We start from the raw sequence: 23,394 nt of genomic DNA, 5'->3' as shown, positions 1-23,394 counted from the left end.
GGGGTTCCCTCCGTGGCAGGGGACGAGCCCCCTCCGTGACCGGGGGCAAGTCTCCCCCGTGACCTGGGACAATGGGTCACATGATCGATTCACGGCGGCTGCGCATCCTCCGTGCGGTGGCCGACCACCGCACGGTGACCGCAGCCGCCGCCGCGCTCTACCTCACCCCCTCCGCCGTCTCCCAGCAGCTCGCCGCCCTGGAGCAGGAGACCGGGCACCGGCTCGTCGAACGGGGCGCGCGCGGCGCCCGGCTGACCCCCGCCGGGGAGATCCTGCTGACCCACACCAACGCGGTGCTGGCCCAGCTGGAGCGGGCCGAGGCGGAGCTCGCCGCCTACAGCGCGGGGGACGCGGGCACGGTCACCGTCGCCGCGTTCGCCACCGGCATCGGCCTGGTCCTGGCCCCCGCGATCGCCGGACTGACGCGCACCGCGCCCGGCATCCGGGTCCGGGTCCAGGACGCCGAGGGCGACGCGAGCGTGCCGATGGTGCTCGACCGGCAGGTCGATGTGGCGGTCGCCGTCGAGTACCGGGGCGCCCCGGGCGAGGACGACCGGCGCCTGACCCGGGTGCCGCTGTACTCCGAGCCGTTCGACGCGGTGCTGCCGCTCGGGCATCCGCTGGCCGGCCGGGCCCAGGTGGCCATCGCCGACCTGGAGAAGGACGCCTGGATCGGCCCGTACCCCGGCAACCCCTGCCACGACGTGGTGGTCCTGTCCTGCGAGTTCGCCGGTTTCCAGCCGAGGCTGGAGCACTCCTCCGACGACTTCCGCGCGGTGGTCGCGCTGGCCGGGGCGGGCGCCGGGGTGGCGCTGGTGCCGCGCTCCGCGCTGCTGGGGATGGAGCTGACGGGAGTGGTGGTGCGGCCGGTGGAGGGCAACGCGCCGACCCGCCGGGTCTTCGCCGCGGTGCGCCAGGGGGCGGAGGGGCATCCGCTGATCGCCCCGGTGCTCGACGCGCTGGCCGAGGCGGCGGTACGGGAGGGGGCGCTGCCCCTGCCCGTACCACCGTGACCCGCGCCCAGGGCCTTCCGCCCGGATCAGTGCGGATCAGGCCGGATCAGGACCGGTGCCCCAGGGCGAACCGGCCGCCGGACGACGCCGGCCACAGCGTCCCCGCCCCCGCCGCGACCGCCACGGCCAGGGCGAGCACCCCGTACCGCGCCGCCGGCAGATACGGCAGCGAACCGGTCACCGACACCGCGAACGCCAGCAGCGGGATCGCCGCGACCAGCGTGCCGATCGCCAGTCCGGCCACCGTCACCAGCCCCGTCTCCAGCACCAGCATCCGCCGCACCTGGCGGCGGCCCGCGCCGACCATCCGCAGCAGCCGGAACTCGGGGCGACGGCCCACCGTGATCAGGGACAGGGTGCTGACCACCGCGAGCAGCGCGAAACCACCGATCACCCCGACCCCGATGACGACCATCGCGTCGTCCTGGTCCGACGACGACGGTGCGATCCGAATGTCGTCGGCCGTCGCGGCACGGACCCGCACCCCCGTGTAGGCGGTGAGCGCCCGCCGGACCGAGGCGGCGGTGGCGGAGGCCGTGGCGCCGTCCGCCGAGCGGATCAGGATCCGCTGGTCGCGGGGGGCCGAGACATGTCCGGCCAGCGCCTCGCGCGGCAGCATGAACTCGCCGAGCCCCAACGCCCGTTCGTAGAGCGCCACCACGCGCAGCCGTACCTCGGCGCCGTCGCCGAGCCGGAGCTCCACCGTGTCACCGGGACCGACATCGAGCGCGTCGGCCCGGTCCTCGCCGACCGCCACCGTGCCCGTGCCGGTGAGGTCCGCCAGATCGCCCGAGGTGACCCGCGGATCGAGCGTGCCGGACAGCTGGTCCGCCGTCACCCCCAGCACCGGGAACCGGTCCAGCTTCGGATCGCCCATCTCCCGGTGCGCGAGGACGACACCGGAGCGCAGCACCCCGGTCGCCGCAGCCACCCCCGCCGCCCCGCGCACGGCCGGAGCCGCACCGGCCGGCAGCCCGGAGGCCGGGCCCGTCACCACCAGGTCGGCCCGGAGCGCGTCGGCGGCCTGCCGGTCGGCGGCCCGCTCCAGCGTCGAGCCCGCAGCCAGCTGTACGCAGACGAACGCGACGACCAGCACGATCGGGGTGATCGCCGCACCGAGGCGCCGGTGGTGCGCGTCGGCGGACTTGGCGGCGAGGAAGCCGGAGACCCCACCGGCCCGCCGCACCGGAGCACCGAGGACCCGCGTCGCCCCCCGGGCGATCCACGGACCGAGCAGCGCCACGGCGATGATCAGCGAGGTCGCCGCCCCCGAAGCGGCCAGCGCGGCGGCCTGCCCGCCCTGCGCCGTCGCCGTACCGGCCGCACCGACACCCGCCACGGCCAGCACCGCCCCGGCGACGGTGCGCACCCTGCCCGGCTCGCCCGGCTCGGGCGCACGGGCCGCGCCCAGTGCGGCGGCGGGCCGCAGCCCGGTGATGGACCGGGCCGCGAGCAACGACACCGGACGGGCGGTGAGCGCGACGACCGACGCGGCGGCGGCACCCGCGGCGAACGGCAGCCACACCGGTACCGGCAGCGGCAGCGGATCCGTCGTCAGGAGCGACCGCATCAGCAGCCCCAGCGGTACGGCGCCGACCCCGCCCAGCACCGCCGCCGCACCGGCCACCCGGCTCACCTCGCGGCCGACGGCCGATCTCAGCTGCCGGGGCGTCGCCCCGACGGCACGCAGCAGCGCCAGTTCACCGGAGCGCTGGTGGACCGCCTGGGAGAGGGTGGTCGCGATCACCAGGAGCGCCACCATGAAGACCGTCCCCGTGATGGAGGCGAGCATCGGCAGCAGATCACCGCGGGCGCCGAGCGCGTCCGGGTGCTCGGCCTGCCCGCGCTCCGGGCCGGTGAGCACCCGGACCCCGCGGTCGCCATGGGCCCGGTCGGGCAGCGCCCTCTCCAGTGAGGCCCGCAGCGCGTCGGCGGACACCCCCTGGCCGGCGATGACGCCGACCGCGTCGACCGTGCCGGGGTGCCCGGCCAGGGCGGTGAGGTGTCGCTCGGTGAGGAAGACGGCGGGGGAGCCGTCCCGGTGGCCGCGCTCGGCGACACCGCTGACGGTGTACGTCCGGGGAGCCCCGTCGACCTGCAGGGTCACCCGGCCACCGGTCCTGCTTCCGGTGGCGGCCGCCAGCGCGCCGTCGAGGACCACCTCGGTGGCGGATCCGGGCGCGTGCCCGTCCGTCAGCCGGTACGGGGTGAGCGCGGCGGCCGCCCAGGAACGGCCGAGGCCCGGAGCCGCGCCGCCCCGGCCGCCCACGGTCAGCGGCACCGCATCGTCCGCGACGGCCTTCGCGACCCCGCGCGCGGCGGCCGCCTTCGCCACCAGGGCACGGTCGAGCCGTACCCGTTCCGGCAGATACGTCGACGTGGTCTTCGGTTTGCTGCCCCACGGCTTCGCGGTGTACGTCACCTCCTGGTCGGCCGTCACCACCGCGTCGGCCCCCGCGTAGCGCTCCACCGGCGGCTGCGCCAGCAGCAGCGAACCGACGACGAGGGCGAAGGCGCCGATCAGTGCGGACGCCGCCGCCGTCGCGGCGAACACCGCGCCCCAGGCCCGGCGATGGGCCCGCAGCGAACGCCGGGCGAGAAACGCCGACGCCCGCCGCACACCGAACCGCACGTCCGCCCCGGACCGCGCCGCCCGGCCGCCGCCGGTCCCGCTTGCGTCGTTCCCCTTCCTCCTGTTCTTCCTGCTCTTCGTGCCGTCCTCGTTCCGGCTCATCGCAGCCGACCGCCGTCCATCGTCAGCACGGTGTCCGCCCAGCCCGCCGCCACCGGATCATGGGTGACCATCACGACCGTACGGCCGTCGATCCGCACCGCGTCCCGCAGCAGACCGAGGACCAGCGACGCCGACTCCGGGTCCAGGGAGGCGGTCGGCTCGTCCGCGAAGATCACCTCGGGTCCGGTCACCAACGCCCTTGCCACCGCGACCCGCTGCTGCTGCCCGCCGGAGAGCGTCGAGGGACCCTGCGCACCGCGGCCCGCCAGCCCGACCCGGGCCAGCAGGTCCCGCCCCCGGACCAGCACCCGCTCGTCCGCCGGATCGGCGCCCGCCAGCACCAACGGCAGCACCACGTTCTCCTCGATGCTCAGCGAAGGCACCAGATTGAGGGCGTGCGACTGGAAGACGAAGCCGATCCGGTCCCGCCGCAACCGGGTCAGCGCGGCCTCCGAGAGCGAACCGAGATCGGTGGTCCCGATCCGTACCGTGCCCGACGTCGGACGGTCCAGCCCCGCCGCACACTGGAGGAACGTGCTCTTGCCCGAGCCGGAAGGGCCCACCACCGCGGTGAAGCTCCCGGCCGGGACCTCGCAGCTGACCGCGTCGAGCGCCGTCGTCTCCCGGCCGCGCCGGCCATGACGCCGGCTCACCGACTCCAGCCTCAGCGCGGCCGCCCGCACCGCCGTGATCGTGCCCACCGTGGTCTCCACCGTTCCTTCTCCACCCCGCCGCGTACCTTCTGACCTGGTTGAACGCTACGAACCGGAGACCGGCCGGGCGAGGGTGCACGAACCCGGAACAGGGGTGCAGCCAGCTCCACCCCGGCCCGGGAGAGGGCGCCACTCCGGCGGCGGGCGCGCCCCCGTAACGTGAAGCGTCATGAGCACCACTCCCGCCCCGCTGACCGCCGCCATCCGGCGCTCATGGGACGCCTCGCGCTATCTCGGCATCGGTATCGGGGTCGCGCTGCTCTCCTATGTGGCCACGTTCCTGGTGGTGGCGGTCCTGCTGTTCGCCGCCGTGATCATCGGGCTGCCGGCGCTGCCGGAGGCCGCCAAGGTGCTGCGCCGGTTCGCGGAGTCCGAGCGGCGCAGGGCGTCGGCGCGACTGGGCATCCCGTTCGCACCGACGCCGTATCCGCCGCTGGACAGCGACGAACTCTCCGAGCGGGTCCGGCGGGTGCTCACCGACCCCACGGTCTGGCGCGACGCGCTCTGGCTGCCCCTCCAGGCGCTCATGGGCAATGCCCTCGGCTACCTCGCGATGGTGCTGTGGCCGGTCGGGCTCCTGGTGGACGGGGCCGGGCTGTCGGTCGTGCGGCTGCTGGACCGGCGGGCCGCCGACGAGTACGGCACACCGCCGCCCGAGCGGCAGGGCTGGGTGCTGCGCTGGCACGGCGTCCTCGCGGACCTGTCCGCGCAATGGACCCGGTCCCTGCTCACCACCTCGCCCTCGGCCGCGCTGGCCGAACGGATCACCCAGCTGACCGAGAGCCGGGCCGGTGCGGTCGAGGCGCACGGCGCCGAACTGCGCCGCATCGAACGCGATCTGCACGACGGCGCCCAGGCCAGGATCGTCGCCCTGTCGCTGCGCATCGGCCTGGCCCGACAACTCCTCGACAGCGACCCGGCCGCCGCGCGCGTCCGGCTGGACGAGGCGCAGGACGGTGCGGAGGCGGCCCTCGCGGAACTGCGCCACGTGGTGCGCGGCATCCACCCGCCGGTGCTGACGGACCGCGGACTGGCGGGCGCCGTCCGGGCCCTGGCCGCCGACGCGGGCGTGCCCGTCACCGCGGAGCTGGACGGGGTCGAGGACGGCCGGCGGCTTCCGGCCGCGATCGAGGCCGCCGCCTACTTCGTCATCGCCGAGGCACTCACCAACATCAGCAAGCACAGCGGCGCGACGGCCGCCACCGTGAGCATCGGCCGTACCCCCGGCAGCCTGCGGGTGACCATCAGCGACAATGGGCGCGGCGGCGCGGGCGAACAGTACGGCGGCACCCCGGAGAAGCTCTCCACCGACGGCGGCGGCCCGAGCCCCCGGCCCGCGCGGGCCGCGGACCCGGGTGGGTCCGGCAGCGGGCTGGTCGGCATCCGGCGGCGGATCGCCGCACTGGACGGCACCACCCGCATCAGCAGCCCCCTCGGGGGGCCGACGGACATCGAAGTGGAGCTGCCGTGCGGATCGTGATCGCCGAGGACAACGCGCTGTTGCGGGAGGGCCTGATCCTGCTGCTCACCAGCTCGGGCCATGAGGTGGTGGCCGACGCGGCGACCGGGCCCGAGGTGCTGCCCGCCCTGCTGGAACACCGCCCGGACGCCGCCGTGCTCGACGTACGGCTTCCGCCCACCTTCCGCGACGAGGGGCTGCGCGCCGCGCTCGCCGCCCGCGCGGAACTGCCCGAGCTGCCGATCCTGGTGCTCTCGCAGTACGTGGAGGAGACATACGCCGCCGAACTGCTCGCCCGGGGCGCGCAGGGCATCGGCTACCTCCTGAAGGACCGGATCGGCCGGGTCGACCAGTTCCTCCAGGCACTGGAGCGGGTGGCGGGCGGCGGCACGGCGCTCGACCCCGAGGTCGTGACCCAGCTGCTCACCCGCAAGTCGTCGGCCGAGCCGCTGCGGAGCCTCACCCCGCGCGAGCGCGAAGTCCTGGAACTGATGGCGCAGGGCAAGGCGAACGGCACCATCGCCGCCGAACTGGTCGTGACGGAACGGGCGGTGAGCAAGCACATCGGCTCCATCTTCGCCAAGCTCGGCCTGGAACCCGACGACGGCACGGTGCACCGACGGGTCCTCGCGGTGCTGGCCTATCTGGAGGGCAAGGGAGCCCGCTGATCCCGCGCCCCGCTCGCGTCGACCGGCCCGGACAGGCAGGATGCTGTGTGCCGTGTCGCGTCGCCAGGAGGTCCCGCATGTCCAGCCAGAACCAGCCCGCACCGTTCACCGCCGACGACTACCGGGCCCGGATGAAGCGCGCGGCCGACACCGCCGCCGAGGCCGGACTCGCGGGTGTACTGGTAGCGCCCGGACCCGATCTGGTGTACCTCACGGGCTACCGGCCGGTGAACACCGAACGCCTCACCGTCCTCGTCCTCACCCCCGGTCAGGACCCGGTCCTCGTCGTCCCGACGCTGGAGGCCCCCGACGCCGAGAAGGCCGTCGGCGCCCCGGCCCTCACCCTCCGGGACTGGACCGACGGCAAGGACCCCTATGCCGTCACCGCACCCCTGCTCGACGGCCGGGGCCGGTTCGGGATCAGCGACAACGCCTGGGCGATGCATCTGCTCGGGCTCCAGCGCACGCTGCCGGACACCTCCTACGCCTCCCTCACCGAGGCGCTGCCGATGCTGCGCGCGGTGAAGGACGCCCATGAGCTGGAGCGGCTCGCGGCCGCCGGGGCCGCCGCCGACGCCACGTACGGCGAGATCCTCAAGGTGCGCTTCTCCGGGCGCAAGGAGACCGACATCGCCGCCGAACTGGCCGAGCTGCTGAGGCGGTTCGGGCACTCCCAGGTCGACTTCACGGTCGTCGGCTCCGGCCCCAACGGCGCCAACCCGCACCACGAGGCCGGTGACCGCACCATCGAGCGGGGCGACATGGTCGTGCTCGACTTCGGCGGCCTCAAGCACGGTTACGGCTCGGACACCTCCCGTACGGTCCACGTCGGTGAACCCACCGCCGAGGAACAGCGGGTCCACGACATCGTGCGGGAGGCGCAGGAGGCGGGCTGCAACGCGGTCCGGCCGGGCGTCGCCTGCCAGGAGATCGACCGCGCGGCCCGCGCGGTGATCACCGAGTTCGGCTACGGCGAACGCTTCATCCACCGCACCGGTCACGGCATCGGCGTCACCACCCACGAACCGCCCTACATGATCGAGGGCGAGGAGCAGCCGCTGGTGCCCGGGATGTGTTTCTCGGTGGAGCCGGGCATCTATCTGCCGGGCCGGTTCGGGGTGCGGATCGAGGACATCGTGACCGTGACCGAGGACGGCGGCCGACGCCTCAACACCACCGCGCGCGAGCTGGCGATCGTCGAGTAGCCGGAACACGGGGGTTCCAGGGGCGGACGCGGGCGGGTCCGAGCCGCATCCGCGCCGCCCCCGCCCCGGCCCTTCAGCCGTCGGCCAGCACCACGCACGACTCCGGCGGCAGCCGCAGCAGCCCGTCGGCGCCCGGGGCCTCCACCGGCTCCCACGCCGCCACCACCCGGTCCTCGCCGCCCCGGCGCCGCCCGCCGCCCAGCGGGATCGTGGCCGGCTGCCCGCCGAGGTTCACCGCGATCCGCAGGTCGCCCCTGCGGTACGCCAGCCAGCGCGCCTCCTCGTCGTGGGCGGTGCGGACCGACGCCAGGTCCGGGTCGTGGAGGTCGGGCAGGGCGCGGCGCAGCGCGATCAGCTCCCGGTACCAGGCGTGCAGCCGGGCGTGCGGCTCCCGCGAGGGTTCGCTCCAGTCCAGACAGGAGCGGTTCCGGGTGGCCGGGTCCTGCGGGTCGGGAACGTCGTCCGCCGCCCAGCCGTGCGCCGCGAACTCCCGCCGCCGGCCGTTGCGGACCGCCTCGGCGAGCTCCGGATCGGTGTGGTCGGTGAAGAACTGCCAGGGGGTGCGCGCGCCCCACTCCTCGCCCATGAACAGCATCGGGGTGAAGGGCCCGGTCAGGACGAGGGCCGCGGCGCAGGCAAGCAGCCCGGGGGAGAGCGTGGCGGAGAGCCGGTCGCCCAGGGCCCGGTTGCCGATCTGGTCGTGGGTCTGCGCGTAGCCGACGAAGCGGTGGGCCGGGGTGCGGGCGATGTCGACGGGGCGGCCGTGGGTGCGGCCCCGGAAGCTGGAGTAGGTGCCGTTGTGGAAGAACGCGCTGGTCACGGTCTTGGCGACGGCGGCCAGCGGCGCTGCGGCGAAATCCGCGTAGTAGCCCTGGGACTCGCCGGTGAGGGCGGTGTGCAGGGCGTGGTGGAAGTCGTCGTTCCACTGGGCGTGCAGGCCGAGGCCGCCCGACGCGCGCGGGGCCGTGGTCCGCGGGTCGCAGAGGTCGGACTCGGCGATCAGCGGGAGCGGACGGCCCAGTTCGGCCGCGAGCGCGTCGGCCGCCGTGGACAGCTCCTCCAGGAAGGTCAGCGCCCGCCCGTCGGCCAGGGCGTGCACCGCGTCCAGCCGCAGCCCGTCCAGCCGGTAGTCCCGCAGCCAGGCGAGCGCGCTGCCCAGCAGGAACGCCCGCACCTCGTCCGAGCCGGGGGCGTCGAGATTGACCGCCGCGCCCCACGGCGTGCGATGGGTCTCGGTGAAGTACGGGCCGAAGGCCGGGAGGTGGTTGCCGGACGGGCCGAGATGGTTGTGGACCACGTCCAGCAGGACCGCGAGCCCGAGACCGTGCGCCCTGTCCACGAAGCGCTTGAGCCCCTCCGGCCCGCCGTACGGTTCGTGCACGGCCCAGAGCGACACCCCCTCGTACCCCCACCCGTGGGTGCCGGGGAACGGGCAGACCGGCATCAGCGACACATGGGTGACGCCGAGCCCGGCCAGGTGCCCGAGCCGGGCCGCCGCCGCGTCGAAGGTGCCCTCCTCGGTGTACGTGCCGATGTGCAGCTCGTACAGGACGGCGCCCGGAAGCCCCCGGCCCGGCCAGTCGGCGCGCCACTCGAACAAGGAGTGGTCGACGACGGCGCTCTCGCCGTCCGGCCCGTCCGGCTGGCGGCGTGAACGCGGATCGGGGCGCACCCGCGCGCCGGCACCGTCCCCCTCGCCCCCGTCCAGGACGAAGCCGTAACGGTCCCCGTCCGACGCCTCCGCCTCGGCCGTCCACCAGCCGTCCCGCCCGGGATCACGTCCCATCTCCCGCAGCTCGCCCGACAGCCGCAGTCCCACCGAGTCCGCCTCCGGTGCCCATACCTCGAACAGCATGCAAAACGCTCCTCGTCTCCTCGCCCCCGTGCCCCCGCCGCCGGCAGCAGCCGCGATCACCGGCTCACGGCACTGGATCGGGCCCGTTACCGGCGATTAAGGTCTGGTTCTGATCATTGCCCCGTCAGGTTCCGCTCAATACGCATCAATACGCACTCCCTCTTACGGCTGTGGAGGCCGAGATGACCGTGCCGTCGTTCCCACCCGGCTTCCTCTGGGGAGCCTCCGCGTCCGCCTTCCAGACCGAGGGGGCCGCCGACACCGACGGCAAGGGCCCCTCCGGCTGGGACGCCTTCGCCGCGCAGCCCGGACGGATCAAGGACGGCACCGACACCACCCGCGGGACCGGCTTCCACCAGCACTACCGCGAGGACGTCGCGCTGCTGGCCGGCCTCGGCGCCGACGCCTTCCGGTTCTCCGTCAGCTGGCCGCGCGTGGTGCCCGGCGGCAGCGGACCGGTCAATCCGCAGGGGCTCGACTTCTACGACCGCCTCGTCGACGAGCTCTGCGCCCACGGCATCACCCCGGCCCCCACCCTCTACCACTGGGACACCCCGCTGCCGCTGGACGAGGAGGGCGGCTGGCTCAACCGGGACACCGCCTACCGCTTCGCCGAGTACGCGGGCATCGTCGCCGAGCGCCTCGCCGACCGCGTACCGATGTGGATCACCATCAACGAACCGGCCGAGGTGACGATGCTCGGCTACGCCCTCGGCGAGCACGCGCCGGGTCGCGCCCTCCTCTTCGACGCCCTGCCCGCCGCCCACCACCAGCTCCTCGCACACGGCCTGGCCGTGCGCGCACTGCGCGGTGCGGGCGCGGACAACATCGGCATCGCCGTCTCGCACACCCCCGTCTGGACCGCCGGCGACAGCGACGAGGACCGCTTCGGCGCGGAGCTGTACGACACCGTCACCAACTGGCTGTTCGCCGACCCCCTCCTCACCGGCCGCTACCCCGACGAGAACTTCGCCGCGCTGATGCCCGGCCCGGTCCAGGACGACCTCGCGACCATCTCCACCCCGATCGACTGGTACGGCGTCAACTACTACAACCCCACCCTCGTCGGCGCCCCCGACACCAGCGCTCCGGAGACCTTCTCCGGCTTCCGGATGCCGCCCGAACTCCCCTTCGGCATCCGCGAGATAGAGGGATACGAGAAGACCGACTTCGGCTGGCCCGTCGTCCCCGACGGCCTGCGCGAAACCCTCGTCCAGCTCCACACCCGCTACGGCGACCGGCTGCCCCCGCTCTACATCACCGAGAACGGCTGCGCCGTCGACGAGCCCGCCGAGGACAGCCGCCGGATCGCCTACCTCGAAGGGCATCTGAAGGCCCTGCGTACGGCCATCGACGCGGGAGTCGACGTGCGGGGCTACTTCACCTGGTCGCTCACCGACAACGTCGAATGGATCGAGGGCGCCAGCAAGCGCTTCGGCCTCGTCCACATCGACTACGAGACACTGCGCCGGACGCCCAAGGACTCCTATGCCTGGTACCGCGAACTGATCCGCGCGCAGAAGGCGGGACGGCCCGGCACACCGGCCTGACGGGCGGCGCGCGGTGTGATCCATACTTCGCGGCATGGTTGCTTCATGGTGGTCCCGGGCCGGACTGGGGATCTTTGTGCACTGGACGCCCGCCTCCGTACCGGGCTGGGCCCCGCCCCACGTCCCGGCGGCCGAACTCCCCCTGGCCGGGCGCCGGTCGCCGCTCGGCTGGGCACCGTACGCCGCGTGGTACGAGAACGCGCTCCGGTTCCCCGACAGCCCCGTATCCGCCCACCACCGCGCGACCCACGGCACCCGCCCCTACGCCGCCTTCGGGGGCGACTTCAACGACGCCCTGGAGAGCTGGGACCCCACCGAGTGGGCCCGCGGCTTCCGCGCCGCGGGAGCCCGCTACGCCGTCCTCGTCGCCAAGCACCACGACGGCTTCTGTCTCTGGCCCTCCGACGCCGCCCATCCGCACCGCGCCCGCTGGCACACCGCACGGGACGTCGTCGGTGAATTCGCCGAAGCCGTACGGGCCGAGGGGCTCCGCCTCGGTCTCTCCTACTCCGGCGGACTCGACTGGAGTTTCGACGACCGGCCCATAGGAACCGGCGCGGACGCCGTCGCGGCCGTCCCGCGCGGCGGCTACCCCGCGTACGCGGGCGCCCAGATGCGCGAACTGATCCGCCGGTACCGCCCCGACCTCCTCTGGAACGACCTCGCCTGGCCCGGCTCGCCCACCGAGGCGCAACGGCTCCTGGAGTACTACCGCTTCGCCGTCCCGCACGGCGTCGTCAACGACCAGCTCTCCCCGTACGCACCGGTGCGACGCGCGCTGCGGCTGCCCGGCGCCAGGGCCCTGTACGGCAGTTGGGAACGCCGCACCGCCGCCCGGGGCGGGGGCCCCGGCCCGTGCCCCGGTCTCCGCACCCCGGAACACGCCCGCCGCACCGGCTCCGCCCTCGGCTACAACCGTGACGCCCCGCCCGGGACGTACCCCGGCCGCGAGGAACTGGAGTCGCTGGTAAGGGAGTCGGCGGACGGGGACGGCGGTCTGCTGCTCGACGTGGCGCCGCGCGGCGAGGACGCGACGATCCCCGCCGAGCAGTGGCTCCGCCTGCGGTGGCTGGCGGAACTCACCCCCGGACCCGCGGGGGAGCGGTCGCCGTGACCGACGGGCCGGTGGTCCGGGATCAGTCCCAGACCATGTCGAAGGAGCGCTCGAAGTTCACATACCCGAGGCGTGCGAAGGACCTGGCCATCGGGACGTTGCCGAGGTCGGTGGCGGCCCGGATCCGCTCCACACCCTCCTGCGCGGCCAGCACCCTGGTCCCCTCGGCGAGGATGTCGTCGATGTGGCCGTGGCCGCGCCGGGCGGGCAGCACACCGATGTAGGCGATGATCGGGTTGTAGCTGTTGCGCGCCGGGATCACGAATCCGACCGGTTCCCCGTCCGGGAGTTCGGCGATCCGCCACCACTCGCGCGGCGTCCGGTACGACACCAGCTCCTCGTCGTACTGCTTCTCGGCGGCCTCGCGGGCACTGAGCCCGGACGCGAGGTCGGCCTGCCCGTGGGCGTCGAGGGTGCCCTCCATCACCGGGGCCATCAGCGCGAGGAGATCCTCGCGGCCCTCGACCTGGCGGAACCGGAGGCGGCCGCTGCCGGCGGGGACCGCAGTGCCGCGCCGCCACTCCAGCCGGAGCCGCTCGACCAGCATCCGCGCACCGGAGCGCTCCATGACCCGGATCCGGGCCTCGACGACCTCGCGGACGGCCGGGTCCTCGCGCCAGTCGGCCGGGACGAAGCGTCCGTACTCGGGGCGCGGGGCACCGGCGGGCACGACCGCGGCGGTCGCCGCCTCCAGCAGCTTCAGGCCCGCCTCACCGCGTCCGGGCTCGGGCAACGTGTCGTCCAGGTCGAACACGTCGAGGAGCAGCGGCGCCGCTCCGTCCTGGCTCCACCACGCGATGCGCGCCACCACCTGCTTGCCGCGCATCGCCACCCACATCCACTCGGGCCGGCGACGCCCGCTCGCCAGGTCGTCGGCGAACTCGTGATCGAGGGTGTACGACAGCTGCCGGAAGAGCCCGAGCTCCTGTGGGCCGACGAGCGGACGGATGGTCAGTTCCTGTGGTGCATGGGTCACACAAGCTCCTTGAGGTGCTCGGGAGAGCCGCCCGGTGGGTGCCGGGCGGCCCGCGGCGGCAGACAGTAGCAACGTCTCCGCGGCCGTGCGCGGGGATATCCGCGGCAGGCGTTCCGAGCGGGCCGGGGAGGGTACGGGCGTGGGCCGGGGCGGGGAGCGAGGGCGGAACGGGAGCGTCGGCCGGGGAGAGTACGGGCCCGTTCTGGACACTCCGGGGCGGTCGGACCGACAATTGGGCGCGTGACGTCCTCCTTCGAGTCCCACACGTATCCCGCGCGGCTGTCCGACGCCCAGCGCGACCGTGTGCTCGGCGTGCTCAGAGACGGCGCGGCACAGGGAAGGCTGTCCCACGACACCTTCATGCGGCGCATGGAACTGGCCCTCACCGCCCGGCGCTCCGATGAACTGGACGCCCTCACCGCCGACCTGGAGGGCGAGGGCCGCTGGTCACGGCGGATACTCCGGGTGGTGGGCGGGGTGTCCGGATTCCCCGGCCGGGTACGCCGGGTCTGGCAGACCGAGCGGCTCCCGAAGCTCCTGCTCCCCGCGCCGAGCCCGCACCCCCTGCTGATCGGCCGCGATCCCGGCAACGGACTGCGGCTCAGCCACGAGACCGTCTCCCGGATGCACGCGGAACTCACCGTGCGGGGCGGCAGCTGGCTGCTGCGCGACCTCGGCTCGACCAACGGCACCTGCGTCAACGGCCAGCGGGTCATCGGCACCGTCCCGGTCCGCGACGGGGACCAGGTGAGCTTCGGCCGGATGAGCTTCCGGCTCTCCACGCCCGTCCCCGGACCGCCCGCGTCGGGCTGACCGGCGCCGCCGCGTTCACGGACCTGCTCGGGACCGTCCGGCCGTTCCGCCCCCGGACGCCGGCGGACTGAGACCCCGGCCGCCGGCCGACCGGGACCCCCGACCGGGACCCCCCGTCCGGGCGTACCGTGGTCACCCGGACAGCCGTACGCCGACTGCGCGACGCCCCCGCCGGTGATCCCCTGGTGGGAAACCGCGCCGCACACCGGCGCCCTGACGCCCCGGGGGTACCCGATGCAGGCCGACGCGCCGGAAGGCATACCCGCACCGGACCTCGGCCGCCGGACCGGCCGACCGGCGCGCGGCCCCCGCCGGAGCACCGGCCCCAGCCTGCTCGCACCCGGCGCGGCGCACGACCCCTACCGGCTCTACCGCGTCCTGCGCGAGGCATACCCGCTCAGCTACGACGTGCCCCTGGGCGCCTGGCTGGTCAGCCGGTACGCGGACGTGGCCACGGCCCTCACCGACCCCCGGTTCACCGGCCTCCCGCACGACACCGCGCCCCGGGGCGGCCCCGCCCCGCTCGGCCTCTGCCACGGCGGCCCCCGCTGCGCACCCCGGAAGCACCACGCGGCCGCCCCCGGTCCGATACCGCGTCACCTGGCCGCACGGATCGAACGGACCGCGTACGTGCTGGCACGCCGGATCGCGGGGCGCCAACAGGCCGACCTCGTCGAGGAGTTCTGCCGCTGGCTGCCCGTCGGCGCGACCACCGGCACGAGCCCCCGCCCGTACGTCCTCCGGCCGTCCGGCACCCCCGCGGGCGGCGCCGCCCTGCCCTGCACCCGGTACACCGCCCTCCGCGAGACCGCCCTCGCCTCGTTCCTCGCCAATGTGCTGGACGACCCCGACCTGCTCGCCGCCCTGCGCGTCGAACCCGCCCTGGCCGACCGGGCCTGGACGGAGTCGCTGCGCCGCGACCCGCCGGTCCAGGTGGTGCTGCGCCGCACCGTCACCGAGGTCACCCTCAGCGGCGGCACCCTGCCCGCCGGGGCGGACGTGGCCTGTCTGATCGGCTCGGCCGGCCGCGATCCGGAACGGTTCGCCGCCCCCGACCGCTTCGATCCCTTCCGCCGCGACCAGGGCCGGTCCCTCACCGGCCCCGCGTCCTGCCCGGCCGTCCTGCTCGGCAGGCTGGAGGCAGGGCAGGGGCTGGGCGCGCTGCTCGACGCGATGCCCCGTCTCCGCTGGGCGGACGGATTCCGCCCGGCGGGCACCGGGCTGCTCACCCGTGGTCCGCGGGCCCTTCTCGTCCGGCCCGGCTGAGCAGCGCCACCGGCCGTCCGGCGAAGAGCTCGGCGAGCGCGACCGAACCCCCGGCGAACTCCCGGCCGGGGGCCAGCAGATCGGTCCACGGCCCGTCGTCCGGCAGCGTCAGTTCCGTGTCGTGCCAGCCGCCCGACTCGGCCAGCCGCAACGACAGCCTGGTCACCGCGGTGACCACCTCGCCGGAGCGGCAGAACGCCAGACAGTGCGCGGCCGCCGGGCCCCGGGCGTCCAGCGGGGCATACGTACCGGACTCGCCGAACACCTCCGGCCGGTCGCGCCGCAGCCGCAGGGCGACCGCCGTGAGCTCGCCCTTCTCGCCGGAGGCCGCGTCCCCGGACGGCGTGCGGAACGGACGCCGGTTGTCCGGGTCGACCAGGGCCAGGTACTCCCGCTCCGTGCCCTGGTACAGATCCGGCACCCCCGGCATCGTCAGATGCACCAGCGCCGCACCCAGCACATTGGCCCGCACATACGGATCGAGCGTGTGCGCGAACCGCTCCAGCGTCTCGCGCACCGGACCGCCGCCCGCGGCCGGACCGGCCGCGACGAAGTCCGTCACCGCCCGCTCGTACGCCGGATCGGACTCGGTCCAGCTGGTGAAGAGCCCCGCCTCGCGGACCGCCTTCAACAGCGCCGGCTCCAGCCGGCCCGCCATCTCGCCGCCCGGCAGCCGCGCGCAGCCCACGGCCGTCTGCCAGGCCTGCCAGGCGAGCTGCGCGTCGGGAGCGGTGGCCGGGGTCGCCCGCTCCAGCTCCGTCAGCAGCCCGGACCACGACTCCGGGCACTCCGTCAGCACCGCGATCCGGGCCCGTACATCGGCGCTCCGCTTGGTGTCGTGGGTGGTCAGCGCCGTGCCGGTGGCCGGCCAGTCGCGAGCCAGCCGGGCGCAGAACGCGTGGAACCCCTCCGGGGTCACCGCGGGCTGTCCGGGATCGCCGCCCACCTCGTTCGCCGAGACCAGCGGAACGTACCGGTAGAACGCGGTGTCCTCGACCGACTTGGCGCGCAGCGCGGATGCGGTCTGCGCGAACCGGGCGCAGAACGCGGCCCGCTCGGGCCCCTCGCCCAGCCGCCCCAGCGCCAGCTCCCGGACCACATCGACGGCCGACGCCTCCTCCGCGACGGCGAACGCCGCCTTCGCGTCCCGGACGGTCGAGTCCGGCAGGGTCTCCTCCGCCGTCCGCGTGCGGGGCCCGCCCGCCGTCGCGTACGGGCGGTAGACGGGCACCCGCACGAGCAGTTCGCGCACCGCGGCGTGCAGCGTCCACGGGGCGTGGTCGCGCAGCGCTGGGTCCGCCGCGCAGATCCGTGCCGCGAGCCGGGTCAGCAGCTCGGTCTCGGCGGCCAGTTCATGCGTCACCACCCGGTACGCGGCACGGCGGACGGTCGACGTCCAGTAGCCCCCTCGGTCACCGGCGGGCCCCGCGTACTCCCGGTAGCGGCCGACCAGCTCGGCGGCGCCCATCGGGTCGACGAACAGCCCGTCGATCCGGTGCAGCACGTCGTACCCGGTGGTTCCCGCGACGGCCCAGTCCGCGGGCAGCCGTTCGTCGCCGGTGAGGATCTTCTCCACCACCGTCCACCGCCCGCCGGTCGCCGCCGAGAGCCGCGCCAGATAGGCCGCGGGGTCGGCCAGCCCGTCCGGGTGGTCGATGCGCAGACCGTCGACGACACCGTCCCGGACCAGTTCGAGGATCTTGCCGTGGGTGGCGGCGAAGACCTCGGGGTCCTCCACCCGCACCCCGATGAGCTCCGAGATCGTGAAGAACCGCCGGTAGTTCAGCTCGGTACGGGCCAGCCGCCACCAGCCCAGCCGGTAGTGCTGGGCCTCCAGCAGCTCGGGCAGCGGCAGCCCGGCCGTGCCGGTCCGCAGCGGGAACTCCTGCTCGCCGTGGCGCAGCACGTCCCCGTCCACCCGGAGCCGGTCCATTTCCTCGCCGATCCGGCCGCCGAGCACCGGCAGCAGCACCTTGCCGCCGCCCGCCGCCCAGTCGATGTCGAACCAGCGGGCGTACGGGGACCCGGGACCCTCGCGCAGTACCTCCCGCAGCGCGTGGTTGTGGCGGGGGACGGCGGCCATGTGGTTCGGCACGATGTCCACGATCAGCCCGAGACCGTGCTCACGCGCCGTGCGGGCCAGCTCCCGCAGCCCCTCCTCACCGCCGAGCTCGGCGCGGACGCGGCCGTGGTCGACGACGTCGTAGCCGTGCCGGGAGCCGGGCACGGCCTCCAGGACCGGCGACAGGTGCAGATGAGAGACGCCGAGCGCGGCGAGATACGGCACGGCGTGTCCGGCGGCCGAGAACGGGAAGCCGGGCTGGAGCTGGAGGCGGTAGGTGGCGGTGGGCGTCATGCGGACGTTCGTACCCAGCCTGGCGGCTTCTGTGTCACGGAACGCCGCAAAGGGCTCGACCGGCGGTGTGCCCCGGCGGCCGGACACGCCCTACGCGGGCCGCTGGAGCACCGCCATACTGCGTCCGACCAGTGTCACCCGATCGCCCGCGGCCACCTTCGGCCCCGAGCCGGGCATGACACCGACCGGGCGCGCCGTGTCGACCACCACCAGCCACTGCCGGCCGTGATTCACCGGTACGGAGAACTCCAGCGTCTCCGCGCTCGCGTTGAACATCAGCAGGAACGAGTCGTCGGAGATCCGCTCGCCGCGCGGCCCCGGCTCCGAGATCGCGTGCCCGTTGAGGAAGACCGTCAGCGCCTTGGCGTGCGCGGCCTGCCAGTCCCGCTGCGTCATCTCGCCGCCCTCCGGCGTGAACCACGCGATGTCCGAGAGCTCGTCGTGGGTGCCCTCGACCGGACGGCCGTGGAAGAACCGGCGGCGCCGGAAGACGGGATGGTCGCGGCGGAGCCAGACCATCGCCCGGGTGAACTCCAGCAGACTGCTGCCCGGCTCCTCCGCCGTGTCCCGGTCGGCGTCCTCCGTGTCGTCCCCGGCGGCCTCGGCCGGGTCGGGCCAGTGCACCCACGACAACTCGCTGTCCTGGCAGTACGCGTTGTTGTTGCCCTGCTGGGTACGCGCGAACTCGTCGCCGTGGCTCAGCATCGGCACGCCCTGCGACAGCATCAGCGTGGCGATGAAGTTCCGCATCTGCCGGGTCCGCAGACCGAGGACCTCCGGCTGGTCGGTACCGCCCTCCGTGCCGCAGTTCCAGGACCGGTTGTGGCTCTCGCCGTCCCGGTTGCCCTCGCCGTTCGCCTCGTTGTGCTTGTCGTTGTACGAGACCAGGTCGTGCAGGGTGAACCCGTCGTGGCAGGTGGTGAAGTTGATCGAGGCGAGCGGGCGCCGCCCGTCGTCCTGGTACAGGTCCGACGAGCCGGTCAGCCGCCCCGCGAACTCGGCCAGCGTCCGCGGCTCGCCCCGCCACAGGTCCCGTACGGTGTCCCGGTACTTGCCGTTCCACTCGGTCCACAGCGGCGGGAAGTTCCCCACCTGGTAGCCGCCCTCGCCCACGTCCCACGGCTCGGCGATGAGCTTCACCTGGCTGACCACCGGGTCCTGCTGCACCAGGTCGAAGAACGACGACAGCCGGTCCACCTCGTGGAACTGCCGGGCCAGGGTGGCCGCCAGATCGAAGCGGAAGCCGTCCACGTGCATCTCGGTGACCCAGTACCGCAGCGAGTCCATGATCAGCTGGAGCACGTGCGGCGACCGCATCAGCAGGGAGTTCCCGGTCCCCGTGGTGTCCATGTAGTACCGCTGGTCGTCCGCGAGCCGGTAGTACGAGGCGTTGTCCAGGCCCCGGAAGGAGAGCGTCGGACCCAGGTGGTTGCCCTCCGCGGTGTGGTTGTAGACCACGTCGAGGATCACCTCGATGCCCGCCTGGTGCAGCGCCCGTACGGCCTGCTTGAACTCCAGCACCTGTTCGCCGCGGTCGCCCCAGGAGGCGTAGGCGTTGTGCGGGGCGAAGAAGCCGATGGTGTTGTAGCCCCAGTAATTGGCCAGCCCGGCGTCGGCCAGCCGGTGGTCCTGGACGAACTGGTGGACCGGCATCAGCTCGATCGCCGTGACGCCCAGTTCCGTCAGATGGGCGATCACCTCCGGATGGGCCAGACCCGCGTAGGTGCCGCGCAGCTCCTTCGGCAGCCCCGGGTGGAGCATCGTCAGGCCCTTCACATGGGCCTCGTAGATCACCGTGCGGTGGTAGTCCGTACGGGGCCGCCGGTCGTCGCCCCAGTCGAAGTAGGGGTTGACCACGACCGAGGTCATGGTGTGCGGTGCCGAGTCGAGATCGTTGCGCGCGTCGGGCCGGCCGAACGGATAGCCGTACACCGCCTCGCCCCACCGGATCTGGCCGGCGACGGCACGGGCGTACGGGTCGAGCAGCAGCTTGGCCGAATTGCAGCGGGCGCCGCGCTCCGGCTCGTACGGCCCGTGGACCCTGAATCCGTACCGCTGCCCGGGCATCACCCCGGGCAGATAGGCATGGCGGACGAAGGCGTCGGTCTCCCTGAGCTCCACCGCCGTCTCGGAACCGTCGTCGTGCAGCAGGCACAACTCGATTCGTCTGGCGGCCTCCGAGAAGACCGCGAAGTTGGTCCCGGCGCCGTCGTACGTGGCGCCGAGGGGATACGCCTGTCCCGGCCAGACCTGCATGGGCTCGACTCCTCCACTTCTGATCCGGGTACCTGGAGCTAGCGGACACGTCCGGGCCCCGTCCGGCCCTGATCCGCCGGACGGCCCCGGAGCCAGATCTTCCCCGAAAGAGGTGCGGCTACCTAAGACCGACCGGCAATCGGCGGGCGGCGTCGCGCGGTCCGGTCAACATCGGGCCCCTCCGCGTCGCCCGGCACCCGGATCCGGGCCCCGGAATCCGGCCGCCGCCCCGCGCGGGGCCCCGGATGGGGTGCTTAATCACTATGAATCCCCTCACTACGGCAGATCTTGCCGACGGGAACATGCCTGCGGTACACGGGAGTTGACGAAGCAGCATGCGCATCCGGCTGCACCGGCTCCCGCTCCCGGAGTACCCTTCCTTGATCGTTGGTGGGGGAGTGGAAGGCGGTGCGCGGGTGAGCTCGGGAGGATTCGAGCTGCCCCCAGGTGACCCAGGTCACGAGGGGGATTCCACCGATGTCCCACCAGGGGCGGTATCGCTTGCGCAGCCCATGGAGATCGGCGCGGAACTGGACTGGGGAGCGGACGCCTGGAGCGAGGTGCGTACGCGCGCCCAGCGGGCCGGGCGCGCCTACATCTGGCTGAATCTCGTGGAACAGCGGTTGCGCGCCGTGGTCGCCGCGGTGCTCCGGCCCATCTACGAGCCGGTCCACGGCGAGGACTGGGTGGTGGCCGCCGCCGGACCGGCCGGGCAGGAGTGGGTGCAGCGCGCCGTCGCCGTGCGCGAGGTCTCGCGCCGCAAGGGCTATCTGCTGGACCCCGCCGACGACAACGTCCTCAGCTTCCTCACGCTGCCCCAGCTGCGTGAGCTGATGGTCCAGCACTGGCCGTGCTTCGAGGCGTACTTCGACGACCGGCGCGAGGTGGAGCTGGCCCTCGACGAGCTGGAGGTCGCCCGCAACGTGGTCTCCCGCAACCGCGCACTGAACGAGGCCGTCCTCGCCCAGGCCGAGCGGGCCTCCGCCCGGCTCCTGGAGATCCTGGGCAGCGGGGCCGGGGTCCCGTCGGCCGACCGGCTCCCGGTCGACGCCGTCGAGGAGCTGGTCGGCGACCGGTACGCGGACGTGGTCTCCGTCCACTCCGACCGGGTGCGGCTCCAGCGCCAGCTGCCGGCCGAGGACCTCTTCGGCGGTTCGCGCCGGCTCGACGCGATCGGCATAGGACTCAACCTGCTGGTGCAGAACTTCTCCGGCCGCAGGCTCATCCGGCTCGCCGAGTCGGGCTGCCGGGTCCGGCTGCTCTTCATCAATCCTGCCAGCAGCGCGGTCAAACGCCGGGAGCGGGAGCTGGGCCTGAAGAAGGGCGAGCTGAGCCGGTCGGTGGAGATGAACATCCTCCACATGCGCCGGGTCCGCTCCAAGCTCCGCGACCCCGGCGCCTTCGAGATCCATGTGTTCGACGAGACCCCGCGCTTCACGGCCTATCTGGTGGACGGCGACGGGACGGACGCGGTCGGGGTCGTCCAGACCTATCTGCGGCGCGCACGCGGCATGGAGGCCCCCGTGCTGGTGCTGCGCGGCGGCGGGCGCGCCGTGGTCCGGGCGGGGCAGGACAACGAGCACGGGCTCTTCGAGACGTACCGCGAGGAATTCGAGTCCGTGTGGACGGACTCCCGGCCCGTCTCCTGAGGGGCCGGGTCCGCGTTGTCAGTGGTGCGTGCGAGGGTGGTCACCACCTGGGGGAGAGCACCACGAAGGAGGTACGGGATGAGCTGGCACCGGGAGGCGCTGGTCGGCTTCGACCTGGAGACGACGGGTACGGAACCGCTGGAGGCCCGGATCGTGACGGCCGCGGTCGTCGGCGTCGACGGCAGGGACGGGGAGCCGGTGCGGCAGCGCACCTGGCTGGCGGATCCGGGCATCCGGATCCCCGCGCAGGCCTCGGCGATCCACGGCATCAGCAGCGAACGGGCGGCGGCGGAGGGCAGGCCGGTGCGCGAGGTGGCCGACGAGATCGCCGAGACCCTCACCGGCTACTGGCGCCAGGGGGTGCCGGTCGTCGCGTACAACGCGGCCTTCGACCTGACGCTGCTCACGGCGGAGTTGCGCCGGCACGGGCTGCCGTCGCTGAGCGACCGGCTCGACGGGGCCAGGATCGGCCCGGTCATCGACCCGTACACCATCGACCGGTCCGTCGACCGCTACCGCAAGGGCAAGCGCAACCTGGAGGCGGTCTGTGTCGAGTACGGCGTGGTGCACGGCGGGGCCCATGACGCGGGGGCGGACGCGCTGGCCGCGGTCCGGGTGGCGTACGCCATAGCCGAGCGGCACGGCTCGGTGGCCGGGCTGACCGCCGCCGAGCTGCACGAGCGCCAGGTGGAGTGGTACGCGCAATGGGCGGCGGACTTCCAGCAGTTCCTGCGCCGCAAGGGCACCGCGGACGCGGTGATCGACGGCCACTGGCCGCTGCGGGAGCCGGCCGGCGTCGCGGCGGGCTGAGGGCCCGGCCCCGTCCGGCGGATCAGCGGACGGCTCTCAGAACGGATACCACCGCACCGCCGTGTCGCCGTCGCGCAGCGAGGCCACCCGGCGGCGGAATTCCGCGAGGGCCTTCGGGTTGGCCGGTGCGTGCTGGGACACCCACGCACAGCTGGCCGTCTCCCGGGCACCGCGCAGCACCGCGCAGCCCTCCCACTCACGGACGTCCCAGCCGTACCCGGCGGTGAAGGCGTCGTAGGCCTCGGGCGCCAGGCCGTAGCGGTCGCGGGAGAGCGCGAGCACCACCAGGTCGTGTTCGCGCAGATCCGCGGAGAAGGTCTCCAGATCGACCAGCACCGGCCCGTCCGGGCCGACATGGACGTTGCGGGGCAGGGCGTCGCCATGGATCGGCCCCGGCGGCAGATGCGGGACCAGGGCGGCGGCGGCCGCCGCGAAGCCGTCGCGGCGCTCCCGCAGATAGTCGGCGTCGGCCGGGTCGATCGCGTCGCCCGCGAGCCGCAGCCAGCGTTCGACGCCGCCCAGCAGCTCGCGGCGCGGCAGGGCGAGGCCGTCCGGCGCGGGCAGCGCGTGCACCAGGGCGAGCAGCGGTGCCAGATCCCTCGGCTCGGCGGGGCGCACGGCGTCCGGCAGCCGGTGCCAGAGGGTCACGGGGTGCCCCTCGACCAGCCGCGCCGCGGGCTCGGCGGCCCGTACGGCGGGGACGCCCGAGGCGGCCAGCCAGCGGGCGACGGCCACCTCGCGTTCGGCCCGGTCCCGTAGCTCCGGGTGCCGCACGGCGTCCCGGCCGACCTTGACCACCAGGTCGCCGACGGCGAACACCGCGTTCTCACCGATCGCGAGCAGCTCCGCACCACCGGACAGCCCGGCAGCGGTCAGCACCTCACGCGCACGCATCTCGTTCATGACTCCGATTTTCGCATCCGCGCAGGTCGGCTTGACGAACCGATGGCCCGTCAG

17 protein-coding genes are annotated in these 23,394 nt (G+C 74.0%); 10 read left to right on the top strand and 7 right to left on the bottom strand.

The annotated features are described in order from the left end of the window. Positions 1–80 precede the first annotated feature (80 nt). On the top strand, positions 81–1,013 hold the full coding sequence (locus GA0115234_RS16210; RefSeq protein ID WP_093542423.1) for a LysR family transcriptional regulator: 933 nt from the start codon (positions 81–83) through the stop codon (positions 1,011–1,013). A gap of 46 nt (positions 1,014–1,059) precedes the next feature. On the opposite strand, the gene GA0115234_RS16205 is transcribed toward GA0115234_RS16210, so the two are convergent. Both GA0115234_RS16205 and GA0115234_RS16200 read right to left on the bottom strand, forming a co-directional pair. Beyond that, complete coding sequence (locus GA0115234_RS16205) at positions 1,060–3,747, bottom strand: ABC transporter permease (protein WP_093542206.1); 2,688 nt, start codon at positions 3,745–3,747, stop codon at positions 1,060–1,062. After that, entirely contained in the window at positions 3,744–4,460 is a 717-nt protein-coding gene (locus GA0115234_RS16200; protein WP_093542204.1) for an ABC transporter ATP-binding protein, read from the bottom strand. Before GA0115234_RS16200 ends, GA0115234_RS16205 begins: the two co-directional genes overlap by 4 nt. Before the next feature lie 169 nt (positions 4,461–4,629). On the opposite strand from GA0115234_RS16200, the gene GA0115234_RS16195 reads away from it, so the two are divergent. From GA0115234_RS16195 to GA0115234_RS16185, 3 genes are all read left to right on the top strand, one after another. Continuing rightward, positions 4,630–5,940, top strand: coding sequence for a sensor histidine kinase (locus GA0115234_RS16195; protein ID WP_093542202.1), 1,311 nt, complete (start codon positions 4,630–4,632; stop codon positions 5,938–5,940). After that, positions 5,928–6,587 carry a LuxR C-terminal-related transcriptional regulator gene (locus GA0115234_RS16190; RefSeq protein ID WP_093542201.1) on the top strand — a complete coding sequence of 220 codons (660 nt, stop codon included), beginning with the start codon at positions 5,928–5,930 and terminating at the stop codon, positions 6,585–6,587. Before GA0115234_RS16195 ends, GA0115234_RS16190 begins: the two co-directional genes overlap by 13 nt. A 77-nt stretch (positions 6,588–6,664) precedes the next feature. Continuing rightward, positions 6,665–7,792: a M24 family metallopeptidase gene (locus tag GA0115234_RS16185; protein WP_093542199.1), complete on the top strand. Its 1,128-nt coding sequence runs from the start codon at positions 6,665–6,667 to the stop codon at positions 7,790–7,792. 73 nt (positions 7,793–7,865) lie between these two features. Here the strand turns inward: GA0115234_RS16185 and treZ are convergent, their stop codons facing one another. Next, positions 7,866–9,647, bottom strand: coding sequence for a malto-oligosyltrehalose trehalohydrolase (treZ, locus tag GA0115234_RS16180; RefSeq protein WP_093542197.1), 1,782 nt, complete (start codon positions 9,645–9,647; stop codon positions 7,866–7,868). A 182-nt stretch (positions 9,648–9,829) separates the two neighbouring features. Between treZ and GA0115234_RS16175 the strand changes: the two genes are divergently transcribed. Next, positions 9,830–11,197 carry a GH1 family beta-glucosidase gene (locus tag GA0115234_RS16175; protein WP_093542195.1) on the top strand — a complete coding sequence of 456 codons (1,368 nt, stop codon included), beginning with the start codon at positions 9,830–9,832 and terminating at the stop codon, positions 11,195–11,197. Positions 11,198–11,231: 34 nt separating this feature from the next. Next, positions 11,232–12,311, top strand: coding sequence for an alpha-L-fucosidase (locus GA0115234_RS16170; RefSeq protein WP_093542193.1), 1,080 nt, complete (start codon positions 11,232–11,234; stop codon positions 12,309–12,311). A 22-nt stretch (positions 12,312–12,333) separates the two neighbouring features. Here GA0115234_RS16170 and GA0115234_RS16165 read toward each other — a convergent pair whose 3' ends face one another. Further along, positions 12,334–13,287 carry a GNAT family N-acetyltransferase gene (locus GA0115234_RS16165; RefSeq protein WP_093542191.1) on the bottom strand — a complete coding sequence of 318 codons (954 nt, stop codon included), beginning with the start codon at positions 13,285–13,287 and terminating at the stop codon, positions 12,334–12,336. A 240-nt stretch (positions 13,288–13,527) separates the two neighbouring features. Here GA0115234_RS16165 and GA0115234_RS16160 point away from each other — a divergent pair, with 240 nt between their 5' ends. Continuing rightward, complete coding sequence (locus tag GA0115234_RS16160) at positions 13,528–14,100, top strand: DUF1707 and FHA domain-containing protein (protein ID WP_093542189.1); 573 nt, start codon at positions 13,528–13,530, stop codon at positions 14,098–14,100. A gap of 234 nt (positions 14,101–14,334) precedes the next feature. Beyond that, complete coding sequence (locus GA0115234_RS16155) at positions 14,335–15,366, top strand: cytochrome P450 (RefSeq protein ID WP_093542421.1); 1,032 nt, start codon at positions 14,335–14,337, stop codon at positions 15,364–15,366. On the opposite strand, the gene treY is transcribed toward GA0115234_RS16155, so the two are convergent. Beyond that, the gene (gene treY / locus GA0115234_RS16150) at positions 15,326–17,722 is read right to left on the bottom strand and encodes a malto-oligosyltrehalose synthase (protein ID WP_093542187.1); all 2,397 of its coding nucleotides are present in this window, start codon (positions 17,720–17,722) and stop codon (positions 15,326–15,328) included. The genes GA0115234_RS16155 and treY overlap by 41 nt on opposite strands. A gap of 90 nt (positions 17,723–17,812) precedes the next feature. Further along, on the bottom strand, positions 17,813–19,978 hold the full coding sequence (gene glgX, locus GA0115234_RS16145; RefSeq protein ID WP_093542185.1) for a glycogen debranching protein GlgX: 2,166 nt from the start codon (positions 19,976–19,978) through the stop codon (positions 17,813–17,815). A 416-nt stretch (positions 19,979–20,394) separates the two neighbouring features. Between glgX and GA0115234_RS16140 the strand changes: the two genes are divergently transcribed. Beyond that, the gene (locus GA0115234_RS16140; protein ID WP_093542183.1) at positions 20,395–21,627 is read left to right on the top strand and encodes an SAV2148 family HEPN domain-containing protein; all 1,233 of its coding nucleotides are present in this window, start codon (positions 20,395–20,397) and stop codon (positions 21,625–21,627) included. A gap of 78 nt (positions 21,628–21,705) precedes the next feature. Continuing rightward, positions 21,706–22,437 (top strand): 3'-5' exonuclease, encoded by a 732-nt coding sequence (locus GA0115234_RS16135; RefSeq protein WP_093542181.1) that lies wholly within the window; start codon positions 21,706–21,708, stop codon positions 22,435–22,437. Positions 22,438–22,473: 36 nt separating this feature from the next. On the opposite strand, the gene GA0115234_RS16130 is transcribed toward GA0115234_RS16135, so the two are convergent. Further along, entirely contained in the window at positions 22,474–23,340 is an 867-nt protein-coding gene (locus GA0115234_RS16130) for a phosphotransferase enzyme family protein (RefSeq protein ID WP_093542419.1), read from the bottom strand. Between the last annotated feature and the right edge of the window lie 54 nt (positions 23,341–23,394).

Source organism: Streptomyces sp. DvalAA-43 (assembly GCF_900091725.1).
In the GTDB taxonomy this organism is placed as follows: domain Bacteria; phylum Actinomycetota; class Actinomycetes; order Streptomycetales; family Streptomycetaceae; genus Streptomyces; species Streptomyces pulveraceus.
The sequence above is the reverse complement of the archived record's forward strand: the minus strand, read 5'-3'. Positions and strand labels throughout refer to the sequence as shown.